This window comes from Streptomyces sp. GbtcB6 (assembly GCF_019091475.1).
Taxonomy (GTDB): domain Bacteria; phylum Actinomycetota; class Actinomycetes; order Streptomycetales; family Streptomycetaceae; genus Streptomyces; species Streptomyces hyaluromycini.
Window position 1 is genome coordinate 114050 of the sequence record NZ_JAGXJL010000029.1, and the last position, 24222, is coordinate 138271.

At 71.2% G+C, this 24222-nt stretch carries 17 protein-coding genes and 1 riboswitch; of the genes, 10 read left to right on the forward strand and 7 right to left on the reverse strand.

Annotation, left to right across the window (positions count from 1 at the left end):
- Position 1: 1 nt before the first annotated feature.
- Genes KVT45_RS36960 through KVT45_RS36970 form a run of 3 tightly spaced genes read left to right on the forward strand, consistent with a single transcriptional unit; the run spans position 2 to position 3251 of the window.
- Positions 2 to 1372, forward strand: a complete 1371-nt coding sequence (locus tag KVT45_RS36960; RefSeq protein ID WP_217553548.1) for an extracellular solute-binding protein — start codon at positions 2 to 4, stop codon at positions 1370 to 1372.
- 26 nt (positions 1373 to 1398) lie between these two features.
- Positions 1399 to 2382 (forward strand): carbohydrate ABC transporter permease, encoded by a 984-nt coding sequence (locus tag KVT45_RS36965; RefSeq protein ID WP_217553570.1) that lies wholly within the window; start codon positions 1399 to 1401, stop codon positions 2380 to 2382.
- Positions 2379 to 3251 (forward strand): carbohydrate ABC transporter permease, encoded by an 873-nt coding sequence (locus KVT45_RS36970; RefSeq protein WP_217553549.1) that lies wholly within the window; start codon positions 2379 to 2381, stop codon positions 3249 to 3251. The genes KVT45_RS36965 and KVT45_RS36970 overlap by 4 nt, the downstream gene beginning before the upstream one ends.
- On the opposite strand, the gene KVT45_RS36975 is transcribed toward KVT45_RS36970, so the two are convergent.
- Together KVT45_RS36975 and KVT45_RS36980 are read right to left on the reverse strand one after the other, a co-directional pair.
- Positions 3215 to 5395: a glycoside hydrolase family 3 N-terminal domain-containing protein gene (locus tag KVT45_RS36975; protein WP_217553550.1), complete on the reverse strand. Its 2181-nt coding sequence runs from the start codon at positions 5393 to 5395 to the stop codon at positions 3215 to 3217. The genes KVT45_RS36970 and KVT45_RS36975 overlap by 37 nt on opposite strands.
- Positions 5392 to 6414, reverse strand: coding sequence for a BadF/BadG/BcrA/BcrD ATPase family protein (locus tag KVT45_RS36980; protein WP_217553551.1), 1023 nt, complete (start codon positions 6412 to 6414; stop codon positions 5392 to 5394). The genes KVT45_RS36975 and KVT45_RS36980 overlap by 4 nt, the downstream gene beginning before the upstream one ends.
- 88 nt (positions 6415 to 6502) lie before the next feature.
- On the opposite strand from KVT45_RS36980, the gene KVT45_RS36985 reads away from it, so the two are divergent.
- Positions 6503 to 7735, forward strand: a complete 1233-nt coding sequence (locus tag KVT45_RS36985) for a glycosyl hydrolase (protein WP_217553571.1) — start codon at positions 6503 to 6505, stop codon at positions 7733 to 7735.
- Here the strand turns inward: KVT45_RS36985 and nagZ are convergent.
- Positions 7713 to 9209: a beta-N-acetylhexosaminidase gene (nagZ, locus tag KVT45_RS36990; RefSeq protein WP_217553552.1), complete on the reverse strand. Its 1497-nt coding sequence runs from the start codon at positions 9207 to 9209 to the stop codon at positions 7713 to 7715. The genes KVT45_RS36985 and nagZ overlap by 23 nt on opposite strands.
- Positions 9210 to 9480: 271 nt before the next feature.
- Between nagZ and KVT45_RS36995 the strand changes: the two genes are divergently transcribed.
- Together KVT45_RS36995 and KVT45_RS37000 are read left to right on the forward strand one after the other, a co-directional pair.
- Positions 9481 to 10143, forward strand: a complete 663-nt coding sequence (locus tag KVT45_RS36995; RefSeq protein WP_217553553.1) for a transglycosylase SLT domain-containing protein — start codon at positions 9481 to 9483, stop codon at positions 10141 to 10143.
- Between the two features lie 183 nt (positions 10144 to 10326).
- Positions 10327 to 11232: a hypothetical protein gene (locus KVT45_RS37000; RefSeq protein WP_217553554.1), complete on the forward strand. Its 906-nt coding sequence runs from the start codon at positions 10327 to 10329 to the stop codon at positions 11230 to 11232.
- A 23-nt stretch (positions 11233 to 11255) separates the two neighbouring features.
- Here the strand turns inward: KVT45_RS37000 and KVT45_RS37005 are convergent, their stop codons facing one another.
- The 4 genes from KVT45_RS37005 to KVT45_RS37020 all read right to left on the reverse strand — a co-directional run bounded on the left by KVT45_RS37005 (position 11256) and on the right by KVT45_RS37020 (position 18844).
- Positions 11256 to 12161, reverse strand: a complete 906-nt coding sequence (locus KVT45_RS37005; RefSeq protein WP_217553555.1) for a hypothetical protein — start codon at positions 12159 to 12161, stop codon at positions 11256 to 11258.
- Positions 12162 to 12165: 4 nt separating this feature from the next.
- Positions 12166 to 13251, reverse strand: a complete 1086-nt coding sequence (locus KVT45_RS37010; protein WP_308310979.1) for an NlpC/P60 family protein — start codon at positions 13249 to 13251, stop codon at positions 12166 to 12168.
- Positions 13252 to 13652: 401 nt separating this feature from the next.
- Positions 13653 to 17831: a beta-galactosidase gene (locus tag KVT45_RS37015; RefSeq protein WP_217553556.1), complete on the reverse strand. Its 4179-nt coding sequence runs from the start codon at positions 17829 to 17831 to the stop codon at positions 13653 to 13655.
- 431 nt (positions 17832 to 18262) lie between these two features.
- On the reverse strand, positions 18263 to 18844 hold the full coding sequence (locus KVT45_RS37020; RefSeq protein ID WP_308310980.1) for an XRE family transcriptional regulator: 582 nt from the start codon (positions 18842 to 18844) through the stop codon (positions 18263 to 18265).
- Between the two features lie 66 nt (positions 18845 to 18910).
- On the opposite strand from KVT45_RS37020, the gene KVT45_RS37025 reads away from it, so the two are divergent.
- The 4 genes from KVT45_RS37025 to KVT45_RS37040 form a co-directional block, all read left to right on the forward strand.
- A complete protein-coding gene (locus tag KVT45_RS37025; RefSeq protein ID WP_217553557.1) occupies positions 18911 to 19909 on the forward strand; it encodes an NAD(P)/FAD-dependent oxidoreductase in 999 nt (332 codons plus the stop codon).
- Between the two features lie 137 nt (positions 19910 to 20046).
- Positions 20047 to 21549: an MFS transporter gene (locus KVT45_RS37030; protein ID WP_217553558.1), complete on the forward strand. Its 1503-nt coding sequence runs from the start codon at positions 20047 to 20049 to the stop codon at positions 21547 to 21549.
- A 156-nt stretch (positions 21550 to 21705) separates the two neighbouring features.
- Entirely contained in the window at positions 21706 to 22509 is an 804-nt protein-coding gene (locus tag KVT45_RS37035; protein WP_217553559.1) for a DUF1684 domain-containing protein, read from the forward strand.
- Positions 22510 to 22786: 277 nt separating this feature from the next.
- Positions 22787 to 22896, forward strand: a riboswitch (SAM riboswitch).
- Between the two features lie 272 nt (positions 22897 to 23168).
- Positions 23169 to 24222, forward strand: a 1054-nt coding sequence (locus tag KVT45_RS37040) for an ABC transporter substrate-binding protein (RefSeq protein WP_254647881.1), incomplete at its 3' end; no start/stop codon positions are given.

Below are 24222 nucleotides of genomic sequence, written 5' to 3' on the forward strand. Positions count from 1 at the left end.
CATGCGTGCGAAGAGACTGACCGGATCCATGGCGGGCGTCCTCGTCCTCGCCCTGACCGCCGCGGGCTGCGGCCTGTCGGGCGGTTCCGGCGGCGGGGGCGCGACAGCCGGCGGCTGCAAGGTGGATCGGGGGAACGTCGGTTCCGGAAAGCTCACCGGGGACGTCAAGGGCCAGATCACCTTCCAGACCACGAACCTGAAGAAGGACTTCGGATCGTTCTTCAACGGAGTGATCAAGGACTTCGAGAAGGCCCACCCCGGTGCCACGGTCAAGTGGATCGACGACCCCGGCGACAACACGTTCACCACCCGCACGGTCGCCGACGCCCAGGCCTGCACCCTGCCGGACGTCATCAACCTCAACTCCGAGACGGCGACGGCCCTCACGAAGGCGGGGTACCTGCTGAACCTGGGCGTCAAGGACCCGGACGTGGCGAAGCCGTTCGTCCCCGCGTTCTGGAAGTCCAGCACCATGACGGACGCCTCGGGGGCGACCGTGCACACCGTGCTCCCCTGGTACACCGGCGGCATCGTGCTGACCTACAACACGGACCTGCTCAAGAAGGCCGGCGTGGACACCTCGAAGTCGCCGAGCAGCGTCTTCGGCCTCTTCGCCGACTACGAGAAGGTCGCCAAGGCGGCCAAGGGCGCGTACTACGCGACGATGGCGAACCCGGTGTGGCGGATCCCGGCCGACTGGGACCAGATGAACATCAAGGCGCTCTCCGCCGACGGCAGGTCCGCGGTCTTCGCCAATGATCCGAGGACTGTGCAGTGGGTCGCCTGGATGGCGAAGCTGTACAAGGAGGGCGCGATGCCGAAGGACTCGCTGTCCTCCAGCAACGACCCGTCCACGCTGTACAGCCAGGGCAAGGTGGCGTACGGCTCGACGAACCCGAGCTTCGTGCGGTTCGTGAAGCAGAACAGCCCGTCGGTGTACGCGAAGACGGGCGTCGGCCAGCAGCCCTTCGACGCGCTCGGCCACACCACCGGCGCCCCGCAGTACATATCCGTCGCCGCGACCAGCGATCACGCGCCCGTGGCGCTCGCGTTCGCCGAGTTCCTGACCGACGCCGAGAACCAGACCGCCTGGTGCAAGGACCCGAACGTGGTCGTCTTCCCGACGACCACGGCTTCGCTGGACGATCCGTTCTTCCAGAAGGTCTCCGGCGACGACCCCTTCTCCGAGGCCCGCAGGCTGGTCGCCGAGCAGCTGAAGACGGCCACCGCCTACCAGACCAACCTGTCTCCCGCCGTGCAGAACGCGATCGTGGCCCAGGTACAGCTGGCCATGCAGGGCAAGAAGAGTCCCGTGCAGGCCGTCAAGGACGCCCAGGCCAAGGCGAACGAGCTGCTGAAGCAGGCGGGTTGAGCGTGGCGACCGAGACCGCTCGTCCGGTGCCGGTGCCCGGGGCGGAGCGGACCGCCGCCGCCCCGGGCACGACCCCCGGCCGCCTGCGCCGGCTGCTGCCCGGCCCCGCACCGGGCGCCAACGGGGCCGCGCTGTACCGCCGTTGGTGGCTGCCATGGCTGTGGACGGCGCCCGCGATCGGCTGTGCCGTCGTCTTCGGCGTGTTCCCCTTCCTCAACACCCTGCTGCTCTCGTTCACCGACGCCAAGCCGCTCGGCGGCGCCGCGGGCTTCGTCGGCCTGGACAACTACACCCGGATGCTGGGCGATTCGGACTTCTGGCGGGCGACCCGCAACAGCGTCCTGTACGCGCTGATCGTCGTCCCCTTGATGGTGCTGCTCCCGCTGATGCTGGCGGTCCTGGTGGAGAAGAACCTCCCCGGCATCGGTTTCTTCCGCTCCGCCTTCTACACCCCGGTGCTCGCCTCCAGCGTGGTCGTGGGGCTGAGCTGGCAGTGGCTGCTCGCCGACGACGGACTGGTCAACACCTGGCTGCGGAAGGCCCACTTGATCAGGTCGGCGATCCCGTTCCTGTCCGACTCCTGGCTGATCCTGCTCTGTGCGATGGGCCTGACGCTGTGGAAGGGCCTCGGCTGGTACATGGTCTTCTACCTGGCCGCCCTCGGCAACGTACCGAAAGAGCTGCACGAGGCCGCCGCGATGGACGGCGCCGGCGCGGTCCGCCGCTTCTGGCACATCACCGTGCCGGGTGTACGGCAGGCCATGATGCTGGTCGGCACCCTCACCGGCATCGGCTCGCTGCGCGTCTTCACCGAGATCTACATGCTGGGCAGCTCCACCGGCGGCCCGGGCGGCGCCGACCGCACCCTGCCGTTCTACATCCGGGACGTCGGCCTGGACCCGCTCACCGGCAACGCCGGCTACGGCTCGGCGGTCAGTGTCGCCCTGTTCGCACTGACGCTCGGCCTGACCCTGCTGGCGCAGCGCCTGACCAAGGAGGACGAGGCATGACGACCGCCGTCGACCGGCCCCTGCCGCCCCGCTGGCGGGAGTACGGCCGCCCCCGTGAACTCGTCCTCCGCTACCTGCTGTTGCTGCTCGTCCTCGGCCTCACCGTGGGCCCCCTGCTCTGGCAGTTCCTCGCCTCCCTCAAGGGCACGGGGGAAGACGTCTTCGGCGCGGACGCGAGCCTGCTCCCGCACCACCCGACGCTGCGCGCCTACCGGGAGGTGTTCGAGCAGGTGCCGGTGGCCACCTACATCAGGAACAGCCTGATCGTGGTCGCCCTCTCCGTCACCAGTCAGCTGGTGTTCGCCACCACGGCCGGCTACATGCTCTCCAAGCCCGGCTGGAAGGGCCGCAAGGCGGTCTGGGTGGTGCTGGTCGCCTCGATGATGTTCCCCTTCGAGTCGATCATGGTGTCGCTGTTCCTGAGCATCCGCGACCTGGGGCTGGTCGACAACCTGGCGGGCGTGTGGCTGCCCGGGTTCGTGGGCGCCATCAACGTCCTGCTGATGCGCGGCGCGTTCCTCGCCGTCCCGCGCGAGATCGAGGACTCGGCGATGCTCGACGGCGCGGGCGAGTGGCAGCGCTTCCGGCACCTGTATCTCCCCTCCGCCTGGGGCGCGGTCATGGTGGTCGTCGTCAACACGTTCATCAGCGCCTGGGACGACTTCCTGTGGCCGCTGATCGTGCTGCGCTCGGAGAACCACATGACGCTGACGCTGGGTCTGTCGCGGCTGCAGAGCTCGTCGTTCGGATACGACCAGCGGGTGGTCATGGCCGGGTCGGTGATCTCCATCGTCCCGGTGCTGGTGCTGTTCGTGATCACGCAGCGGTGGTTCTACAAGGGTGTCTCGGCCGGGGCCGTGAAGCTCTGATCCACGACGAGCGGGGTCGCGGTGAGCGCCTCGCGCGCGCAGGCGCCGACCCTGATCTCGGCGGCTTCGTCGACCGCCGGGTGCAGGACGACCGTACGGCTCTCCCCCGGGGCGAGCTCGACACCCTCGAACGCGCGCAGTTCGAGGGTGCGCGGCCAGGTGGCGGGGCGCAGCCTGCGGACGTACAGCTGGACGACGGTACGCCCGTGCCGTTCCCCGGTGTTGGTGACGTCGACCTCGACGGTCCGCCCCGAGAGGCGGGGTGTCCCGAACGCGAGACGCGTGTACGACAGGCCGTGCCCGAAGGAGTAGAGCGGCTCGGCGCTCTCGTCGACGTAGCCGCCGTACTCGGTGTCCTTGTGGTTGTAGTAGACGGGGAGTTGGGCCGCCGACCGGGGGACGGAGACGGGGAGGCGGCCTGCGGGTTCGGTGCGGCCGAGCAGGACCTCGGCGATCGCGTCGCCGCCCCAGGGGCCCGGGTACCAGGCCGTGAGCAGTGCCCCGGCCCGGTCGGCCATGTCGGGGACGGCGTGCGGGCGGCCCTGGACCAGGACGACGGCGGTGGGCGTGCCGGCCGCGGTGACCGCCTCGAACAGGGCCCGCTGGTCGGCCGGGAGCCGCAGTCCGGCGAGGTCGACGCCTTCACCGCAGGTCGTCTGCGGCGCGGCGGTACGTGCCGCTCCGTTGGCGTCGAACCCGGTGCCGGGCGTACGTGCGCTGCTGCCGCCGAGCGCCAGGACGGCGAGGTCGGCCGGGCCCTCCCCCTGGTGGATCTCGACGCCGGGCGGGGCGAGTCGGCACAGCGCGTCCAGGACGGTGCTTCCCGCGCCCGGGGGTTGGGGCGCGGTGTAGTCGCCGAGCTGATGGGCGGTGGTCGACGCATGGGTGCCGAGGACGGCGATACGGCGGACTCCGGGTCCTGCCGGCAGGACCCCCGCGTTGTTGTGGAGGAGGGTGACGCAGCGCCGCGCGAGTGCGGTGCTCAGCTCCCGGCCGCCGTCCGGCAGCGGGACCCGCCGGGTGTACGGCTGCTCGAAGAGGCCGAGGCGGAACTTCAGCCGCAGCACCCGGGCGACGGCGGCGTCGAGAACGGACTCCGCGACCAGTCCCCGCCGGACCGCCTCCTCCAGATGCGTGAACCCCTCGTCCCAGAGGCTCAGGTCCACGCCGGAGTCGAGGGCGAGGGCTCCCGCGGAGAGCGTGTCGCCGGTGATCCGGGCCAGCCGGTCCACGGCGAGGCCGTCGGCCATCACCAGCCCGTCGAATCCCCAGCTCTCCCGCAGGATCCCGGTGAGCAGCGCCCGGTTGCCCGAGCAGGGCATCCCGTCGACCTCGTTGTACGCGGCCATGACGGCGGCGGCTCCGGCGCGCACGCCGGCGCGGGCGGCGGGGAGGTGGATCTCGTGGAGTTCGCGGAGGCCCAGTTCGGACTCGGCGGAGTTGCGGCCGCCGACGGTGGCGCCCTGCCCGGCGAAGTGCTTGAGGACCACGGGCGCCTTGTCGGCGGCGAAGAACTCGGTCCGGTCGCCCTGCATGCCGTGGACGAGGGCTTCCGTGAGCCGCGCGGCGAGGTACGGGTCCTCCGCGAAGCACTCCTCGGTGCGGCCCCAGCGGGGGTCGCGGGCGATGTCGAGGGCCGAGACGAGGGCCAGATGCCCGCCGCGGGCGCGGAGTTCGGCGGCGGCATGGGCGGCGGCCCGCTCGTACAGGCCGGGGTCCCAGGTGGCGCCGACGGCGAGGTTGACCGGCAGGACCGTGCCGTCGAGGGCCATGTGTCCGTGCGGGACCTCCTCGACGAACAGGGCGGGGATGCCGAGGCGGCTGCTGCCCAGGACGTGCCGCTGGACCAGGTCGGCGAGTTCGGCGCTGTCGTCGGCACCGGGACCGGTGCCGTGGTCGACGCCGGACCAGGCGTCGGCGCGCATCAGGCCGTAGAGGGCGCCGAGTCCGGCGCAGCGGTCGGTCTCGGCGCGCAGGGCGTCGGTGAGTTCGAAGCGGCCGTCGGGGGTGCGGCGGTAGGCGTGCCAGCCGTACATGCGCTGGTTGAGCTGGCCGGCCTTCTCCCGCAGGGTCATCCGGGAGAGGAGGTCGGCGACCCGGTCGTCGAGGGGGGCGGTGGGGATGCGGTAGGTGGGCGTGGTCACGGGGCCTCCGCAGGTCGGCGGCCGATGGCGAGGAGCCGCGCCAGCGCCACGGCGCCCGCACGGCCGTCCGTCACCGGGGTGGTCGTGAGGTCGAGGGGGGAGAGTCGTTCGGTGAGCGGGGCGAGCAACGGGCCGTCCGGAGCAACCAGTCCGCCCGTGACGACCAAAACTTCGCCCCTGTGCGGCCCCAGTGCGGCCAGGGTCGTGGCGAGATGAGTGGCCGCCTCCTGGAGGACGGCCGCGGCGACCGCGTCCTTCTCCGCCGCCGCACTCGGCACCAGGGGCGCGAGATCGGCGAGCCGGACCGGCGGGCGGTCCATCACGGCGGGCAGGAGACACGCCCGGTAGGCGGCCCGCTGCGCAGGCGCCCAGAGCCCGCCATCCGCCGGGGGCAGCACGCTCGCCGGAACTCCCAGGGCCCGTCCGACCGCCGCCGTCAGTGCCGTCGGTTCGCCCCTGCCGTCCGCGGCGCGCAGGGCCGCCCGTGCCGCCTCGCGCCCGATCCAGAACCCGCCGCCGTCGTCCCCGAGCAGCCAGCCGTCCCCGCCGGAGGTGGCGCCCAGTACACGCCCCTCGATCCGGGCGGCGACCGCACCGGTGCCGGCCACCAGGGCGAGTCCGTCGGCCGGCTGCCCGGGCGCCCCGGCGAAGGCCGCCTCGATGTCGCTGTAGACCTCGACCGCCTCGGTGCCGATGCCGAGCCGGGTCAGCGCGGCGGTGAGGGCGGCCCGCGCCCGCACCCGCCCCGGCTCCGCCTCGGGAGCGCGGGCGGCCCCCGCGAAGCCACCGACCACAGCGGCGACTCGCGTGCGTCCCGCCTCCGGCACGGCCGACGCGAGCGCCTCGGCCAGGTGATCGGTGAGTTCCGGCCCCGGGACGGTCAGCGCATTGCCCGGCCCGGCCACGCCCTCCCCCAGAGTGCGCCCGTCAGCGGCGTCCGCGAGGACGGCCCGGGTCCGGGTGCCGCCGGCGTCGATCCCGACGACCCATCCAGATCTCGGGTTCAAATCACTATTCATTGTCATCCATGGTGGTTGATACATTCGCCGCACACAAGATCCGAGCAGCCGAGGTCCGAGGAGTGTCCGAGTCCCCGAGGAGGACGCCATCAGTACGCCCCCACCCGTCCCCGAACTCCGCTTCGGCGTCAACTACACCCCACGTCGGGGCTGGTTCCACGCATGGCACGACGTCGATCCGGATCACGTCCGCGAGGACCTGGCACAGATCGCCGGGCTGGGCCTCGACCACATCCGCGTCTTCCACCTGTGGCCGCTGCTCCAGCCCAACCGCACCCTGGTCCGCTCCGCCGCCGTGGCGCAGCTCGTCCAACTGGTCGACCTGGCCGCCGAGTTCGGCCTCGACGTCCTCGTGGACGGCATCCAGGGCCACCTGTCGAGTTTCGACTTCTACCCGGAGTGGACGCGCGGTTGGCACCACCGCAACGTCTTCACCGACCCCGACGCCGTGGCGGCCCAGGCCACCCTGCTGCACACCCTCGGCCGAGCCCTGACCGGCCGCCCCAACCTCATCGGCCTCCAACTCGGCAACGAGCTCAACAACCTGGTCGAGCACAACCCGGTGACGGTCGCCGAGGTGGACCACTACCTGGACACGCTGCTGGCGGCGGCACGGGAGGGGCTGGGCGACGGCGTCGGGCTGGTCACCCACTCCGCGTACGACGCGGCCTGGTACGGCGACGACCACCCGTTCACCCCGGAGGCGTCGGCCCGCAGGGGCGACCTGACCACCGTGCACCCCTGGGTGTTCTCCGGCGACTGCGCCCGCCGCTACGGCCCCCGCTCCCCCCAGGTGCGGCACCTCGCCGAGTACGGCACCGAACTCGCCAAGGCCTACGCCGTCGACCCCGCCCGCCCGGTCTGGGTCCAGGAGACCGGCGCGCCCGAGCCGCACATCCCGGCCGCCGACGCCCCGGACTTCGCCCGCGCGACCCTGCTCAACGCGGCGGACTGCACACAGCTGTGGGGCGTCACCTGGTGGTGCTCCCACGACGTGGACCGGGCCCTCGCCGATTTCCCCGAACTCGAATACACCCTGGGCCTGTTCGACTCGGCGGGCCGTCCGAAACCGATCGCCCACGCGCTCGCGGAGACCGTGGCACAGCTGCGCGACCGGCGTACGGCGACGCCCCGGGAGACCGCGCTGGTCCTGGACTGCACCCCGGCCACCCGCGCGGTCTCGGGTCCGGGCGGCGCCTTCTTCGAGGCGTGGACGAGCTTGCGTGCGGAGGGCGCCAGGCCGGCGATCGTCCTCGCGGAGCGGGCCGCGGACGACCACTGTCTGGCGGCCCGGGGCATCAAGGAGCTGATCCGGCCGTAGGACCGACGCCGGACAGCACCTCCGCCACCGCACGGAGGTTGACCCGCCCCCGCCCGTACGCGCACAGCGCCTCGCCGTCCGGGAGCCCGGTCGAGACCGGTACCGCGTCCGGCCGGGCGGCCAGCAGCGCCTCGCGCACCCGCCGCTGCCAGGGATGCAGTCCGGCGTCGCAGACGGCGACCACGAGCGGCCGCCCCTGTGCCGCCCGCAGCACCTCGGCCACGACGGCCCGGCCGGGCTCGCTTGTCAGCGCCGTCCCGATGGCCGCCGGGTCCAGCGTCCGCACTTCGGTGAGCAGGTCCTCCCCGCCCCAGTTCAGGGCGGGATGCGGCGGCGGGAACAGGTCGACGACGTATGCGCCCGGCACGGGCGGGGGCAGCGCACCACGGCTCCGGACGGCCCGTCGTGCGGCCATCAGCCCAGCGCCCTCGTCCCAGGGGGCCACCGCGGCGGGCGCGGGCGGGGTGGCGTACCGGCGTGCGAGCCGTCGTACCCGGGCCGCCGCCTCCTCGACCCGCTCCCGGGCCAGTTCTCCGGAGCGCAGCCCGTCCAGGACGGCGTCGCGGCAGGCGAGGGTGGTCTCCAGGTGCGGTACGGCGACGACGACCTGATCGGCTCCGGCGGCGAGCGCGATCCGGGCGGCGGCGGCCTCTCCGTAGCGGTCGGCGATGGCCTTCATCTCCAGCGCGTCGCTCACCAGCACGCCGTCGAAGCCGAGTTCGCCGCGCAGCAGGTCGCCGAGGATGCGCGGGCTGAGGGTGGCGGGGCGGTCGGGGTCGAGGGCCGGGAAGACCACATGGGCGCTCATGACCATCGGCACGCCGGCGTCGATCGCGGCCCGGAAGGGGGCGAGATCGAGTTCGGCGTACGGCCGCGGGTCGACCGCCGTCTCGTGGTGGCTGTCGGTGACCGTGCCGCCGTGGCCGGGGAAGTGCTTGGCGCAGGAGGCGATCGAGCGTGCCTCGGTGGCGGCGATCCAGGCGCGCAGATGGCGGGAGACCAGGTCGGGGTCGGCGCCGAAGGCGCGGGTGCGGACGATCGGGTTCTCGGGGCAGTGCTGGAGGTCGGCGACCGGTGCGTAGGAGACGGTGATGCCGAGCGTGGCCAGGTGCCCGGCGAGGGCGTCGGCGCAGGCGGCCGTGAGGGCGGGATCGTCGGCGGCGCCCAGGGCCCGGGAGCCGGGCACCTCGGGGGCTCCGGCGCCGACCAGGTGGCCGATGCCGCCGCCCTCGTTGTCGATGGCCACCAGCAGATCGGGCCGCAACTCCCTGAGCGTGTCCGTGAGTTCGCGGACCTGACCGGCGTCGCGGATATTGCGGGTGAAGAGGATGACGCCGCCCAGACCACGGTCGACGAGCCGTTTCAGCGTGTCGGGGACGGCCGTCGTACCGTCGAATCCCGCGACCAGACAGCGGTGTGCGGACTCGTCCAGGGTCTCGGACAGGCCACCGGGGCCGTACGCGTGGTGGGTCACCCCGGGAATCCTCTGGCTCACCCAACCAAAAGTCAATGAATTTCAGGATCATTCATTCACGCTTGCGTGCGTCGCTGGTCAGGCAGGTGGTACTCGGACGCCGGCGCCCAGGGCCGGCGTCGGCTCGGCGGGGGTGTGAGGATCCGCACCCGCTACGGCATTGCGCCGGACGGACCGGCACGCAAGAGTGTTCCAACCGCCGTACCCAACAAGCCGGATGCTTCCGTCGACCGCCGCACACGGTGGCCCTGGCGAAGAGGAAGAGAAGCGCGTGAGCCGCATATCGGTCCGGGGAATCGCAGTGGCGTCGGCCACCGCGGTCACCGCTGTCGGAAGTGTCGTCGGTGTCGCCTCGGGCAGCAGCGCGCAGAACAACGACGCGGAGGCGACCGCGACCGATGCCACCCTCCTCGCGGACCTGCCCACGGGCCAGCAGGCGCATGTCCAGACCGCGTCGCTGACGCAGCAGGCCGACGCCATGGCCGTACAGGCGGACGTGAGCGCCCGGAAGGACGCCGAGCAGGCCGCGCGGGCGGCGGCGGCCAAGGCAGCGGAGGCCAGGAAGGCCGAGGCCAAGAAGCGCGAAGAGGCCAAGGCCGCGGCCGGCGACCCCACCGCCAGCTTCCCCGTGCAGAGCTCCTACACCGTGGCGCAGCTCAAGGCGATCGCCGCGGAGATCGTGGGCAGCGGTCAGTTCCAGTGCTTCAGCAACATCGTGGATCACGAGTCCACCTGGAACTACCTCGCGGTCAACCCCTCCTCCGGCGCCTACGGCCTCGTCCAGGCCCTGCCCGGCAACAAGATGGCCTCCGTCGCCTCCGACTGGCAGACCAACCCGGCCACCCAGATCAAGTGGGGCCTCAACTACATGAACACCACCTACGGCAGCCCCTGCCAGGCCTGGGCGTTCTGGCAGGTACACCACGCGTACTGAGCGGCCCTGACGCGGCAGGTCCGGCGCGCTCCGGGCACGACGGCAGCGGGCGAACGTCAACGCGCCCTTGCGCGTCATAGGTGTGGACACGGGGCCGGCGCCAGGAATCGAACAGCCCCTGCACGCCGTGCCTCCGGAGGGGATCGCGGTGATCCTCCGTCGGACGCATTCCGGGGGAACGTCATGACCATACGAGCGCAGCACCTCGTCCGCCTGCTTCTCGCGCCCTCGCTGGGCGCCTGCCTCCTTGCCGGCTGCGACAGCGGCTCGCGAGCCGACGACGACGGCGCATCCCGGTCGGCGCGGCAGCGGGAGCGGGCCCGTCAAGTGGCCGACGCCTGGCGGGGATCCACGGCGGCCACCGCCTGGAGCCAGGGGTACTACCCCATGGCCGACGCGGTACGGATACCGGAGTCCGGTTGGCACAGTCAGGCGGACGAACATGCCTACAAGACCGGGAACTTCACGCTGCGGGGCCATCTGCCCGCCGCCACCGCCGCGGAGGGGAAGGTCGGCTGGCCGAGCGGGGACACACTGCCCAGGCCGCTGTGGGGAGCGGAGCAGGCCTACCACTCGTTCGCCCTCAACGACAGCGCGGGCCCCCGGCTGACCGTGACGGGAGCGAAGCTCGGCACGGCGACCATCACCACGAGCCGGGGAACGGCCACCGTTCCCGCCTGGCTGTTCACGCTGGAGGGCTACGACACCCCGCTCAAACGGGTCGCCGTCACCCCGTCGAAGCTTCCCCGGTCACCGATCGCAGGGGTTTCGCAGGGCTCTGCCGGCGGCCTCTGGAGTATCCCCAGGATTACCGGGACGGCGGCTGCCGACGGGTCCGTCACGGTGCAGGCCACACACGGGGCCTGCGACGACGGCCCCGTCGTCAGGGCGTTGGAGACGGAGGAGAGCGTCGTGCTGTACGCCTCCGTCGCGGGAGCCAAGAGCGGTTCCTGCACCGACCAGATGCTCATGCAGGACGTCAAGGTGGAGCTGCGCAAGCCGCTCGGGGAACGCGTTCTCCTCGATGCCGCCGCCGGCCGGCCCGTGCCCTACGGAGAGCCCGGGGGGCCGTCGCCGAGCTGGACCTAGACCGAGAAGGCGCGCCAGGGCGTTCACTCGGCGGGCCGGCCCGGCCTCCGGGTGAAACGTCGCAGCCCCCGTCGGGTGGGCCTGAGGGGCTCGTCCTCGGGGGCGACCGGCCCCCGGCCCGCCGTCAGGGCCGGGGCCGCGGCCGGGGCCGGTACGGCACGGTCACCCCGGGCGAGCCGGCTCCGGACAGCCTTGGCCATGGCCTGGTGGGCCGGTTCCCGCAGGTGGCCCTCCGCGGACAGGTGCTCCCACATGTGCAGCAGCTCCTGCCCCCGGGTGGCCACCTGACCCTCGTCCGTCAGCCGCTGCCACGCCGCGGTGGCACGGGCCACCTCGGGCGCCGCCCGGTTCAGGTCGGTGCGGCAGCGGATGCGCGCGACGGTCAGCGCGAGGACGGTGGAGAGCATGTAGTCGCCGCGCTGGTACGCGAGGTACGCCTCGATCGCCCGTGCCTCCAGAGCCAGTTCGTCCTCCGCGCCCCTGCGCAGCGTCAGGTGCTCCCGCAGCGCGCCGGCGAGGACGGACGCGGCGTGCAGTTCCCCGCGCTGCGCGTGCTGGATGATGCGTTCGACGCGGGCGAGCGGAGGGAACGCCTCCTCCTCCGCGGCGGTACGCTCCCGCCCGGGCGGCAGGTCCTCCTCGTCGGCGATGGTCCGGCTGGAGCCGTCGGGGTACACGCGCAGGCGCGCCACCTGCAGCACGCTGCGGTCGATGACGGTGGCCGCCACCGGGGCGCCCAGGGTGCGGGCGAACATGGCGATCGCGTCGAGGATCGCCTCGTTGGGGGGCTGCGTGCCGCCCATCTCCAGCAGATGGCCGTTGACCACCGTCGACCCGTCCTCGGCCACATAGGCGTCGAGCCGGATCAGCGGAGGTGCGCTCACCGCGGGCAGGTTTCCCTCGTCACGGGGGGTCAGTGAGTAGGTCATCCGCTCAGACTCCGGGTCGGACGACACCGAGGATGGGCATGGAGGCGGCCGGGGCGGTCGTGACCGTGCGTCCGGGCCGCGGGGCGTGGACGATCTCTCCGTCCCCTATGTACATGCCCACGTGCGTGGCGTCGTAGTAGATGATCAGGTCTCCGGGCTGCACGGAGGCCAGGCCGACCCGGGTCAGTCCCTGCCACTGCGCCTGTGAGGTGCGGGGTATGGGGTGCCCGGCCGCCGCCCACGCCGTGGAGGTCAGCCCCGAGCAGTCGTACGACGAGGGGCCCACGGCGCCCCACACGTACGGTTTGCCGATCTGGGCCAGCGCGAAGGCGACGGCTTTCGCCGCTGGTCCGCTCGCCTTCGTCCGGCCGCCGCCCGAGCCGGTCCCGGTCGAGGTGCCGCCGCCGGAACCGGGGCCCGTCCACCTGGACTTGGCCTCCTGCGCCTCTTCCTTCTCCAACTGGGCCAGTTTGCGGGTCTGTTCCTTCTTGAGCCCGGCCTCGATCCGCTCGGCCTCGGCGATCTTCTTCTCGACCTTCCGTTTCGCATCGGCCTTTTCCGCGCGGGTACTCTTCAGCTCCCGCAGCTTCTCGGCGGCGGCGTCCGTCTGCCGGCCCAGCTCCGCGCGGGCGTTCTTCTGGATCGCGGACACCGTGACCAGGTTGCGCAGGGCCTGGCGGGCCTGGGACGCGTCGTCCAGGGCGTGGTCGGGGTGGTCGCCGAGCAGCAACTGGATGCCTGTGGAGTCGAGATTGCCCCCGCGGTACTGCGTGCGGGCGGCCGCACCCACGAGGTCGCGCAGATCGCCCAGCCTGTCCTCGGTGCGGGCCAGGTCCTTGTGGAGCGACGCCAGCCGCTTCTCCTGCTCGGCCGCCTTCACGTCGGCGGTGTCGTACGCCTCGGTTGCCACCTCCGCCTGGCGGTAGAGGCCGTTCAACTCGTCGTGGATGTCCTCGATCGACTTGTCGTTCCGCGGATCGGGTGCACTCGGGGTCGCGTAACTCGGGCCGGGTAACAGGGTGATCGCGCAGACGAAGGCTGCTGTGGCGGCTCGGCGCCGCAGCCGTCTGCCGCGAGTCGACACATTCACTCGATCACAGTACCTCCCATGAACGACCCGCCCCTTGTGTCTCCGGACGCGTCAACCTCCCCCCACGCAACCCGTCCACCGCTGCCGCGGCCGGACACTGTCGGCGGGGGGAAGAAGATCATCCGCATCGTCCCTTCCCGGGGTTTCCCGGCCCCGGGGCGCGGCGCGCACGAAAGAACGGCTGGTCACAACAGTACTGACTGAGGTTCACCGAGCAGGACGGTCCCGTGCGGAAGGCGGCACCGCCTGCCCCGCTCTCCACCACCCGGTCGAGGTCGCACTTCGTCATGCACAACCGTCCGGCCACCCGCTCCACTCTGAAACGGTCATCTCGGCCAGGAGAGCGGGCACGGCCAAGTGCCCTCAAGCCCGCGAACATTGCACCCGAAGCTGTCATCCGGCTAGCCGCACGTCAGTGTCGGTGTCGCCCAGTCGCCGTGGTCGTTACCGTTGCCGTCGCCCGCGTCGCCGACCTTGAGGTCGAGCACCTGGGCGCCGCTGACGTCGACGTCGATCGGCACCGCGGCCTGTTTGCCGCGGATCGTCGGCGTCGTCACCAGGGTCCTGCCGTCGGCGATCACGGAGAACGTCACCGTGCCCGCGCCGCCGGTCTCGTCGTCGACGCCGACCTGCGCCGTCAACCGGGAGCAGTTGCCCGCGAGGTAGAGCTCGACGTCGCTGACCGAGTTGGTGCCCAGGCCCTTGGCGTACCCGACGCCGGCGATGGTGATCGGACGGCCGTCCCCGGCCGCCTGTTCGCCGACGCTGGTGTCGCGCTCCACCGGACCCCACCCGTTGGTGGACGACAGGAACGACAGGTCGCTCACCGCGCTCTGGCCGGCCGGCGGGGCCGGCGGTATCCCGCCGACGATGCGCTCGTCACCGCCGGTGGCCTGCCGTCCGCTCTGCAGGTAGTCGACCGTGGCGGTGAGTGCCGAGGCGGACGGCAGTGTCCCGTCCGGCGGTTGGACCCGCCAGGTGAAGGTGGCCGACCCGCCCGGCCGGACGCGCCGGACCGTGGCAGGGCTGGTGGCGGTCACACTCCAGCCGTCGGGTGCGGAGAGCGAGGCCGTCAGGTGGGAGGCGGACGGCCGGTCCTTCGGCACCCGTACCGTGGCCTCGGCCGTGAAGGCCTGTGCGGACTGCGCGGTGTCCGGCACGTCCAGGGTGACGTCCGCTCCCGGACGCTTCGGCATCGCGTACTTCTCGGCGTCGTAACGGGGGCTGTCGTTCTGCGCGACACGCAGGGACGAGGCGTAGCTGCCGTAGTCGGTGAGGGAGACCTTGCCGAGCCCGCCGGTGCTGCCGTCCAGGTTCCACACGGCGATGGCGATGCTGTTGTGGCCGTTGGGGTTGAGGATGCCGTTGGGCACGGGGAAAGTGTGCTGCGGGCCGAGGTAGTTGACGTAGTTGCCGACCTGCCAGCCGTTCACGAAGATCGTGGCACGGTACTTGCGGGACGGGTCGTCGGTGAACGTCAGCCCCAGCGAGGTGTCCTGGCCGTGCGGCAGGTCGAGGTCGGCGTCGGTGCGGTACCAGGAGATGCCGGGGCGGGTGTCGGTGGCCGGCAGGGACACCTGGTTCCAGTTCCGGTCCGGGTAGCCCGGGAGGGACCAGCCGGCCCGCTCGCCGTACAGGCCGCCCGTCGAGAGCGGGCCGCGCACCGTGTCCTGGAGGTCCTCGCCGCCGCGTACGCCCTGCACCCGCCAGGTCACGGAGGTCAGCGGTGCCCCGACGAGGGAGGCGCTGGTCAGGCCGCGCGCGGTCTTGTTGCCGTTGGTCGAGTTGTAGTCCTCCTCGTGTCCCATGTTCACGGTGAGCACGGAAAGGACGTTGTCGCCGGTGGAGTTCACCGAACCGGCGGGGAAGGTGAAGTCGGCGCTGCCGGTGGTGGAGCTGCCCAGGAAGGTCCCGTTGAGCCAGGCGGAGAACGCCTGCGCGTTTCCGCCGGAGTCCGAGACCAGGTGGACGGCGGTCTCCTTGCCGGTGGCGCGGAAGCGGCCGCGGTACCAGGTGTTGCCGGTGTGGAAGCCGTAGTCGTCCGCGTAGAGCACCGGCAGCGAGTCGCTGCCGGAGACGCTGTTGGTGGTCGTCCTGTCGGCCACCTGCCAGCTGGAGTCGTCGAAGCCGGGGGCCGACTCGGGGGATTCCTCGGCGTGCTTCCAGTTCGTGAGTGCCGGCAGGTCGACCGGGTCGGCCACCGGGATCGTCCCGGTGCGGCTCGCCGTGTCGGTGGCCTGGGTGCGCACTGTCCGGCCGTTCCAGGTGACGCGGTCGGCGGCGGTGAACACCTCGAAGTTCTTGTCGTCGGCGTTGTCGCCGGTGAGTGCCACGGCGTGGCCCCCGTCGAGGCTGGTCGCCGTGCGCAGCAGGTGGGTGCCGCGGACGAGCACCGGGCCGGTGGCCGTGTCCTGGCGCCAGAAGGTCTCCGCCGTGGCCTTGTCGCCGACGAGCAGCAGGAGCGGCCGCTGCCCGTCGCCGCTGATGCTGATGCGGATCAGGCCCTGGTGGCTGTAGTTCAGCCGCAGGTCTCCGGTGGCCGCGTCCCAGGTGGTCGTGACGGTGCCGCCGGTGGCGGTCACGGTGGGCTCGGTGGCGTAGCGCAGGACGGTTTCGCCGTCGCTGCCCTGGTCGCCGTAGAGCACGGCGACGTCCCGGTCCCCGATCGTCGCACTGGTCATGATCTCCGACGTGGAGTACTGCAACTGGCTGTCCCCGAGCCGGTAGTTGGCCACGATCACGTGCGAGTCGCGGCCGTCGAGCGTGATCGCGGTGCCGGGCTGCTGGGGCACGACCGGGTAGGTCGGCTGCGTGGCGGAGTCGCCCGTCGGTACGTCGATGGCGTCGACGGCCACGTAGTTGTCCGTGGACCCCGAGCCGTGGCTCCCGTCGACGACGATCTTCAGGGTGTGCGCGCCCGGCGCCAGGCCGGTCTTCTGGAAGAGCACCGCCTGGTTCTCGCTGCCGGAGTCGTCGACCGTCGCCGCCTTGGTGCCGTCGAGGTAGACGTCGGCGTAGCCGTGGTTGCTCGTCTTCGAGCCGATCCAGCGGATCGCGGTGCCGTCGAAGGGCACGGTGAGCGAGTCACCGGCCGTCTTCGAGAACGACTCGGTGTGCTTGTAGTCGCCGCCGGTGTAGCTGGTGTTGGCCACGTGCGACCACGAACCGGCGTACTGGAGCGCGGAGTCGGGGTCGTCCCAGGTGTAGGTGGTGTCCGCGGCCGGCTGGGCGTTGAAGTCCAGTGCGATGTGGGTCTTGTCGACCGCGGTGGACGTGGAGTTGCCGTGCCGCAGGACGTGGAACTGGGTCTTGGTGTCGGGGTTCATCCGGGCGGTGTCGACGACCGCGGAGTCGTCCGGCGGGGTGGCCCTGATCGCCTCGGTCTCGGTCAGCGGGGCGACCGACTGGGTGAAGTACCCGATCAGCTTGTCCTCGTAGTACTTCGGGTCGAGCTGGCGGGTCTCCCGGATCGCGGCCCCGTAGTCGTACGACGTGTAGTTCTCCGGCATGCCCAGCCAGCCCCAGTTGGTGCCGCCGTAGGTCATGTAGAAGCTCTGCGCGGTCGCGCCGACGGCGATGTTCTGCTTGTAGAAGACGTCGGCGAACTGGTCGTTGATCAGCTGGGCGCACTTGTCGTAGCCCGGTCCGCCCCAGGGGTCGAAGGCGCCGCCCTGGAACTCCGGTGAGTACAGGGGCTTTCCGGCCGGGTGGTCGTAGCTGATGTCGGGGACGCCGTTCCACTTCGAGGGGTTCGAGCAGTTGAAGCCCTGTGGGTAGGAGTCCGGGCCGTCGACGTCCAGGGCGCCGGTACCGGAGTTGAAGGTGCCGTTGTTGTTGCCGGTCAGCGGCACCGTGATGCCGTCGGCGCGGGCCTTGTCCTCCAGATGCTGCATGTAGGAGCGGCCGGCGGCCGAGCCGTTGTAGTACTCGTTCTCGACCTGGTAGGCGATGACCGACCCGGTGCCGTTGGTCAGCTGGTGGCGGGCGATGATCCGGTCGATCTGGGTCAGCCACTCGTCGGCGTACTTCAGGAACCGCGGGTCGTCGCTGCGGTTGTCGCCGGCCTTGGTGGTCAGCCAGCCGGGCAGGCCGCCGCCCTCGACCTCCGCGTTGATGTACGGCGCCGGGCGGGCGATGACGTAGAGGCCGGCCTCCTGGGCCATGTCGAGCAGCTTGTCGACGTCACGCACCCCGGTGAAGTCGTACACACCCGGCTTCGGCGAGTGGTATCCCCAGTCGAAGTACAGCGAGGTGGAGTTGAAGCCGGCGGCCTTCATCTTCTGGAAGATGTCGCGCCACAGGTCCTGGCTCGGCAGCCGGAAGTAGTGGAACTCGCCGGACCAGAGATAGGTGCGTTTGCCGTCGACGAGGAACGAGTAGCCGTCCAGACTCACCGTGTGCGCCTGTGGGGCGGCGGTGGCCGCGGCGGCGGGTGCCTGCTCGCCGGCGTCCTGCGCCGCGGCGGCGGGCGCGATCATGCCCGCGGCCAGGGCGATGGTCGCGGCCGCCGCGAGAACGGGCCGCCACCATCGACGGCCACCGGGGCTCGCAGCCTCTGAACCGATCCGATCACTCCGCACCGCGGCCTCCAGAGCGACTGAGCAATCAACACCAAACAGACTCGGGCAAAGTCGAACAGTAAGGGTGCGCAAGGCTCAACACAATGGGGCGGGAGAACACGGCCGAGGTGGTAGGGGTGGCGCATAACGCCCGCCGGACGGACCGCCCCTGATGTTGCATCAGAGAACCGGCGTGGGCAGGGCCGTCGCGAGGCGGACGCGTCGACGCGCAGGTGTGCTGTCCGCCTCGCGGGGCCGGCTCGGCTGGTCGCCAGGACATGCCCCGGCGCGCGATCCGGCCAGGACGTTCCTCGGGCACCTGCCACATGCGGTGGGCCCGCGGCGCGAACGTGCGGCTGCGGTGACCGTTCAGGATGCCGGGCGCCGCAACCGCCGGTTGTATCCGGGATACGGATACGCAGGACCTGGAATGGTCGACGACCCGGTCGAGCTCATCTGGTGCGGGCACGCATGTGAACTCGTTCGCCCTGCAGGCTGAAGATGATCAGCAGTTCCAGGGGTCGGCCGCCGACGTTCGCCATGCCGTGCGGCGTTCTGGTGTCGAACTCGGCAGCCTCGCCGGCGTGCAGCTGGAAGTCCTGGTCACCCAGGGCGAGTCGCAGCGTGCCGGTCAGCACGTAGATCCATTCGTGGCCCTCGTGCGTTCGCTGGTCGAGCCGCTCGGGCACTGTCGCGGGTACGGGCAGGATCTGCTTGAAGGCGTTGGGGCCGCCTGGGGTGCGGGACAGCGGCACCCACGTCACGCCGTCCCTGGCCACCGGGCGCGGGTGAATGCGCGGGTCGCCCGTCGCCGGTGCGCCGACCAGTTCGTCCAGCGGCAGGTGGTACGCCTGGGCGAGGGGCAGGAGCACCTCGAGCGTGGGACGGCGCTGACCCGACTCGATCCGCGAGAGTGTGCTGACCGACATCCCTGTCAGCTCGGCGACCTGCTCCAACGTTGTTCCGTGCTGGCGGCGAATGGCACGCAGCCGAGGCCCGACCGCATCGAGGACGGCGTCAAAGTTCTCTCTCACCTCTCCATTTTGCGTTTTCCGCAAAGACATTTCCACTTCGGCGGGGATCGATCGCACAGTGACGGCATGACCAAGCCAGCATTCACCCAGCCCCAGCCCCAGCCCCAGTCCTCGGCCAACGAGGACATCGCCTCTGTCGACGTGGCCGTGGCAGGCGGAGGTCTCGCCGGCCTCGCCGCCGCACTCACCCTCGGCCGCGCCCGCCGCTCGGTCCTCGTGATCGACGCCGGCCACCCGCGCAACGCGCCCGCCGCGCACATGCACGGCTACCTGACCCGCGACGGCAAGAACCCCCTGGAGATGCTCCGCCTGGGACGCGAGGAGGTTCGCAGCTACGGCGGCCACATCGTCCGGGGCACCGTCGCCTCCGTCACCCGGCTCGACGACGGCCGATTCCAGCTGACCACGGGCGACGGCGCCGGCTACCGCGCCAGGCGGGTCCTGGTCGCCACCGGCCTGGTGGACCGGTACCCGGACATCCCCGGCCTCCACGAGCGGTGGGGACGGGACGTCGTGCACTGTCCCTACTGCTTCGGCTGGGAGCTGCGCGACGGAGCACTGGCGGTCCTGGGCACCGGCCCCACCGCCGTCATGCAGGCGTTGATGTGGCGTCAGTGGACCACCGACGTGGTCCTGTTCCAGCACACCGCCCCCGAACCCGGCCCAGAGCAGTCGGCCCAACTCGCCGCCCGCGGCATCAAGGTCGTGCGCGGCGAGGTGGAGGCCATCGAGATCCACGACGACCGCATCACCGGCGTCCGGCTCGCCTCGGGCGAGGTCCACCCGCGCGAGGTCGTCGCCGTCAACCCGTGGTTCGAGGCCCGCACCGACCTGCTCGGCCCCCTCGGCGCGAAGCTCACCGACCACCCGCTGGGCATCGGCCGCCAGGCCCAGGCCGAGCCGAGCGGCTACACCGGCGTCCCCGGCGTCTGGGTCGCCGGCAACGTCCTCGACGTGACCGCCGGAGTCATGCAGTCCGCGGCCTCCGGCGTCACCGCGGCCGCCACCCTCAACGCCGACCTGACCCTCGAGGACACCGCCCACGCGCTCGCCGCACAGAAGTGATCCCTCCAAGACCCGAAGGGACCGAAGCGGACACCGCGCAGGCCAAGCGGCCCGCGCCGCACACGCTCACGGACAAACGCCCGCGGTCCCCGGAGCACCGCCGCCAGCCCACCCACCGCCAGCGATGAGAGATCGCCATGCCCCACACCCCCGATCCGACCACGGCCACGCCGGCTCCCGTCCGGCCCGCCGCCGAGCCGGAACCACTGGCCGCAGACCCCCGCAGGTGGTTCGCCCTCGCCCTCATCTCCGTCGCGACCTTGATGATCGTCCTCGACTCATCCATCGTGACCATCGCACTGCCACACGCGCAGACCGATCTGCACATCTCGCCCGACAACCGACAGTGGGTCGTCACCGCCTACACGCTGCCCTTCGGCGGGCTCTTGCTGATCGGCGGCCGCATCGCCGACTTCGTCGGCCGCAAGCGCGTGTTCCTGATCGGGCTGCTCGGCTTCGCCGGTGCCTCCGCACTCGGCGCCGCCGCAGTCGACCAGGCGATGCTCTTCAGCGCCCGCGCCCTGCAAGGCGCCTTCGCCGCCGTCCTCGCACCGGCGGCCCTGTCCCTGCTCGCGGTCACCTTCACCCATGCCGCTGAGCGAGCGAAGGCCTTCAGCGTCTACGGCGCGGTCCAGGGCGCCGGCGGCGCGCTCGGACTGATCCTCGGCGGCATCCTCACCGAGTTCGCGAGCTGGCGCTGGACCCTGTTCGTCAACGTCCCGCTCGCGATCGCCGTGGCGGTGCTCGCGCTGAACGCCGTACGCGAGAGCAGGGCCCAAGGCGATCGGCGCTACGACGTGCCCGGGGCGCTCCTCGCCACCGGCGGGCTGACCGCCCTGGTGTACGGCTTCACCCAGGCCGCGAGCAGCGGCGTGGGCTGGCTCGCCCCCTCGACACTGACCCTGCTCGCCACCGCCCTGGTACTGCTGGCCGGCTTCGTCGCCCGCGAGGCACGCACCAGCCACCCCCTGCTGTCCCTTCGCATGGTGCTCGACCGCAACCGCGGCGGCGCACTGCTCGCCTCGTTGATCATCTTCGCCGGCATGTTCGGCATCTTCCTGTTCCTGACGTACTTCTTCCAGATCAACCTCGGCTACGGCCCGCTCACGGCCGCCCTCGGCTTCCTGCCGTTCAGCGCAGGCATCATCGTGACCGCGACGCTCGTCTCGGGCCTGCTCGACCGCCTCGGCCCGAAGCCGCTGCTGATCACCGGAACAGCCATGGGCGCTGCCGGCCTGTTCATGCTGTCGGCACTGCACCCCGGCTCGACCTGGCTCGGCGGGGTCCTGCCCGCCGAGATCGCGATGAGCATCGGCCTGGGCATGGTCTTCGTCCCGATCTCCACCGTCGCGCTGCACGGCGTCGCACCGCACGACGCGGGCGTGGCCAGCGCCGTACTCAACGCCACCCAGCAGGTCGGCGGGGCGCTGGGAACCGCGTTGCTCAACACGCTCTACGTCGCGGCGTTCAGCAGCTACCTGGCCACCCACCACCCCGTCACCGCCGCCGTGCAGGACGGCGCCTACCTCCACGGGTACCGCATCGCGTTCATGGCGGGCGGCAGCCTCCTCACACTCGCCCTGATCATCCTGCTCGCCTTGATCAACGCCAAACGCACCAACCCGCAAGAGGCCGCGTAAGACGGCGCCCGGCCTGTCCGGCGAACGGCCCGCTCTTGCTGCTTCCGCAAACCGAATTGCCGATCCGGGAGGCCGATGAAAGCTCGTGCGTACGCGCGGGCCGTTGCGGACCACCAGCACCTTGATCCCGTTCGATTCACCGCAAGGGAAGAGACTATGACCGCGCAGAGCTCTGACAGCAGCACGCAGTACATCCAGGAGTGGCGCGACTGGCGCGCGGGCTGGGAGCAGTTCCTGACGCAGCCCCACGGCTGGCTGGCTGCCGCATCCATCAACTGGGTCGAGGAGGACCCGCAGCACTTCCCCGGCCAGCCGGGGCTGTGGTGGCAGCAAGGCACCAAGCTGTACGTCGATCCGCAGGGGCAGACGATGTCCTACGACGGCGAGTCGTTCACCGACGTCCGGGGCTTCGATCTCAGCGACGCCCCGGACGACACCCGGATCATCGCCGGCGACCTGCAGATCGGAGTCACCTACCGGGACCAGTACCTGCTGGTGAACTACGACCCGCAGGCCCCGGAGCGCACCGAGTTCCGCGGCGTGCCGACCTTCGAGCCTGACCCCGGCTGGGTCCTGCAGGGCCGACTCGACCGCCACACCGCACCGAAGTCGCTCGACCTCGACACGGTGGGCACCGACAAGTACACCTACACCTCGCCGGGCGTCATCACGTTCACCCACGCCGGGTGTGAGCACACACTGACGCCCACCAGTTCTCCCTACGGCATGGTCGTGGTCTTCACCGACGCGACCAGCGGCGTCACCACCTACGGCGCCTGCCGCTCACTCTCGGTCCCCGAACCCGACCAGGACGGCACCGTCGTACTGGACTTCAACCGCGCGCTCAACCTGCCCTGCGCGTTCAGCGGCATGCCCGTCTGCCCCGTCGCTCCCGCCGAGAACCGGCTGCCGTTCGCCGTCGAGGCCGGCGAGAAGACCCCCCACAGCCGGCAGCACTGACATCCCGTCACTGGGAGTCGATGGCCTGGAGGAGGAACGTCCGCGGGGAACGAGGTCGTGAGCCGTGGGTGGCGGTGAGCGGCAGACCTGGTCGAACCGGCCGGCGCGGCGGCTCATCCGGAACGGGGCGAGCGGCACCGTGTGTGTGCCGGGCCGGTGGTCTCCTCGGCCGGACCAGGGATCAGCCGGGAGGGACGCGTCCACCGTGCGCTGCGTCAGCTCCCGGCGTTCCGGGGCAGGTTGACGCCGGGAGAACAGCCGATCTACGGTGTGCGCGAGCTACGAGTTCCGGTGATCAAGCCCTGGCTGGCCGGACGGCAACCCTCGACGCAGTGGGGTGCCCCAGGTGACGGCTCGGCGGATCTCTTCTTTCTGCAAGTGCGCTCACATCGGCCCCGAGGCGGGCCAGAACCCGGGAGGACGGCATGGCGAGAGCTCTGGTGCTGTGCTCCCGGCGCCATGTCGACCTGCAGCTGGTGTCCAGCTGTCTGTGTCGGGGCTGATCCCGCCCGCCGCGGGCCGGCAGAGCTGCCGCCGCCCGTCGCCGTAACCCTCGCTCCCCCTTCGTTCACCCGTTCCCTCACCTGACCTCGCACGCCGTGGCACGCCCTGCGCCTCGGCCGTCCAGTGCACCCTCGACGCGGAAGCAGAGACCACTGATGGCATTCCACACCGGCCCGACGCCGTACAGACCCCTTCGCCCCGGCCTCGGCGCGATCTCCCTCGGCACCGCGTTCCTGGTGGCCCTGACCGGCTGCACCAGCAGCAAGGACGGCAGCACCGCGAGCTCCGGCTCGGCGATCACCGTCGGTACGACCGACCAGGTCACCAGCCTCGACCCGGCGGGCGCGTGGGACGCGGGCTCCGGCACCGTCGAGGGCGAGGTCTACGCGACTCTGCTGAGCCAGAAGTACGGCTCCGCAGACGTCTCCCCGGACCTCGCCACCGGGATCAGGCTGACCGGGCCCAAGGAGTACACGGTCACGCTCCAGAAGGGCCTGAAGTTCGCCAACGGCCACGAACTCACGTCCTCGGACGTCAAGTTCAGCTTCGACCGGGACCTGAAGATCGCCGACGAGAACGGCCCGTCGTCACTGCTGTACAACCTCGCCTCGGTCGCCGCCCCGGACCCGACCACGGTCGTCTTCACCCTCAAGTCGGCCAACGACACGCTGTTCCCGCAGGTGCTGTCCACGGCCGCCGGCTACATCGTGGACGAGCAGGTGTTCCCCGCGGACAAGATCCTCGACGACAAGTCGATCGTCGCGGCGAATCCGTGGAACGGACCGTACGGCGTCAAGAGCTACGACAAGAACTCGCTGGTCTCCTTCACCGCCAACGCGGAGTACAAGGGGCAGCTCGGCACGCCGAAGACCAAGAACGTCCAGCTGAAGTACTACACGGACGCCGGCAACCTGAAGCTCGACGTCCAGCAGGGGACCATCGACGCCGTCTACCGCACGCTCACCACCACCGACCTGGACGACCTCGCCAAGCAGAAGGACATCAAGGTCCACACCGGCTCCGGCAACGGCATCCGCTACATCGTCTTCGACCTGGCGAGCCAGCCCTACGGCACCAGGACGAAGAACGCCGACGCGAAGAAGGCCCTCGCCGTCCGGCAGGCGGTCGCGGACACCGTCGACCGGTCCCAACTCGCCCAGCAGGTCTACAAGAACACCTACCAGCCGCTCTACAGCTCCGTCCCGGACG

What these genes read in the sequence shown, in the direction of transcription:
- KVT45_RS36960 (WP_217553548.1), top strand. Translation starts at nt 2, where the DNA reads ATGCGTGCGAAGAGACTGACCGGATCCATGGCGGGCGTCCTCGTCCTC.
- KVT45_RS36970 (WP_217553549.1), top strand. Translation starts at nt 2,379, where the DNA reads ATGACGACCGCCGTCGACCGGCCCCTGCCGCCCCGCTGGCGGGAGTAC.
- KVT45_RS36980 (WP_217553551.1), bottom strand. Translation starts at nt 6,414, where the DNA reads ATGAATAGTGATTTGAACCCGAGATCTGGATGGGTCGTCGGGATCGAC.
- KVT45_RS37000 (WP_217553554.1), top strand. Translation starts at nt 10,327, where the DNA reads ATGACCATACGAGCGCAGCACCTCGTCCGCCTGCTTCTCGCGCCCTCG.
- KVT45_RS37005 (WP_217553555.1), bottom strand. Translation starts at nt 12,161, where the DNA reads ATGACCTACTCACTGACCCCCCGTGACGAGGGAAACCTGCCCGCGGTG.
- KVT45_RS37025 (WP_217553557.1), top strand. Translation starts at nt 18,911, where the DNA reads ATGACCAAGCCAGCATTCACCCAGCCCCAGCCCCAGCCCCAGTCCTCG.
- KVT45_RS37030 (WP_217553558.1), top strand. Translation starts at nt 20,047, where the DNA reads ATGCCCCACACCCCCGATCCGACCACGGCCACGCCGGCTCCCGTCCGG.
- KVT45_RS37035 (WP_217553559.1), top strand. Translation starts at nt 21,706, where the DNA reads ATGACCGCGCAGAGCTCTGACAGCAGCACGCAGTACATCCAGGAGTGG.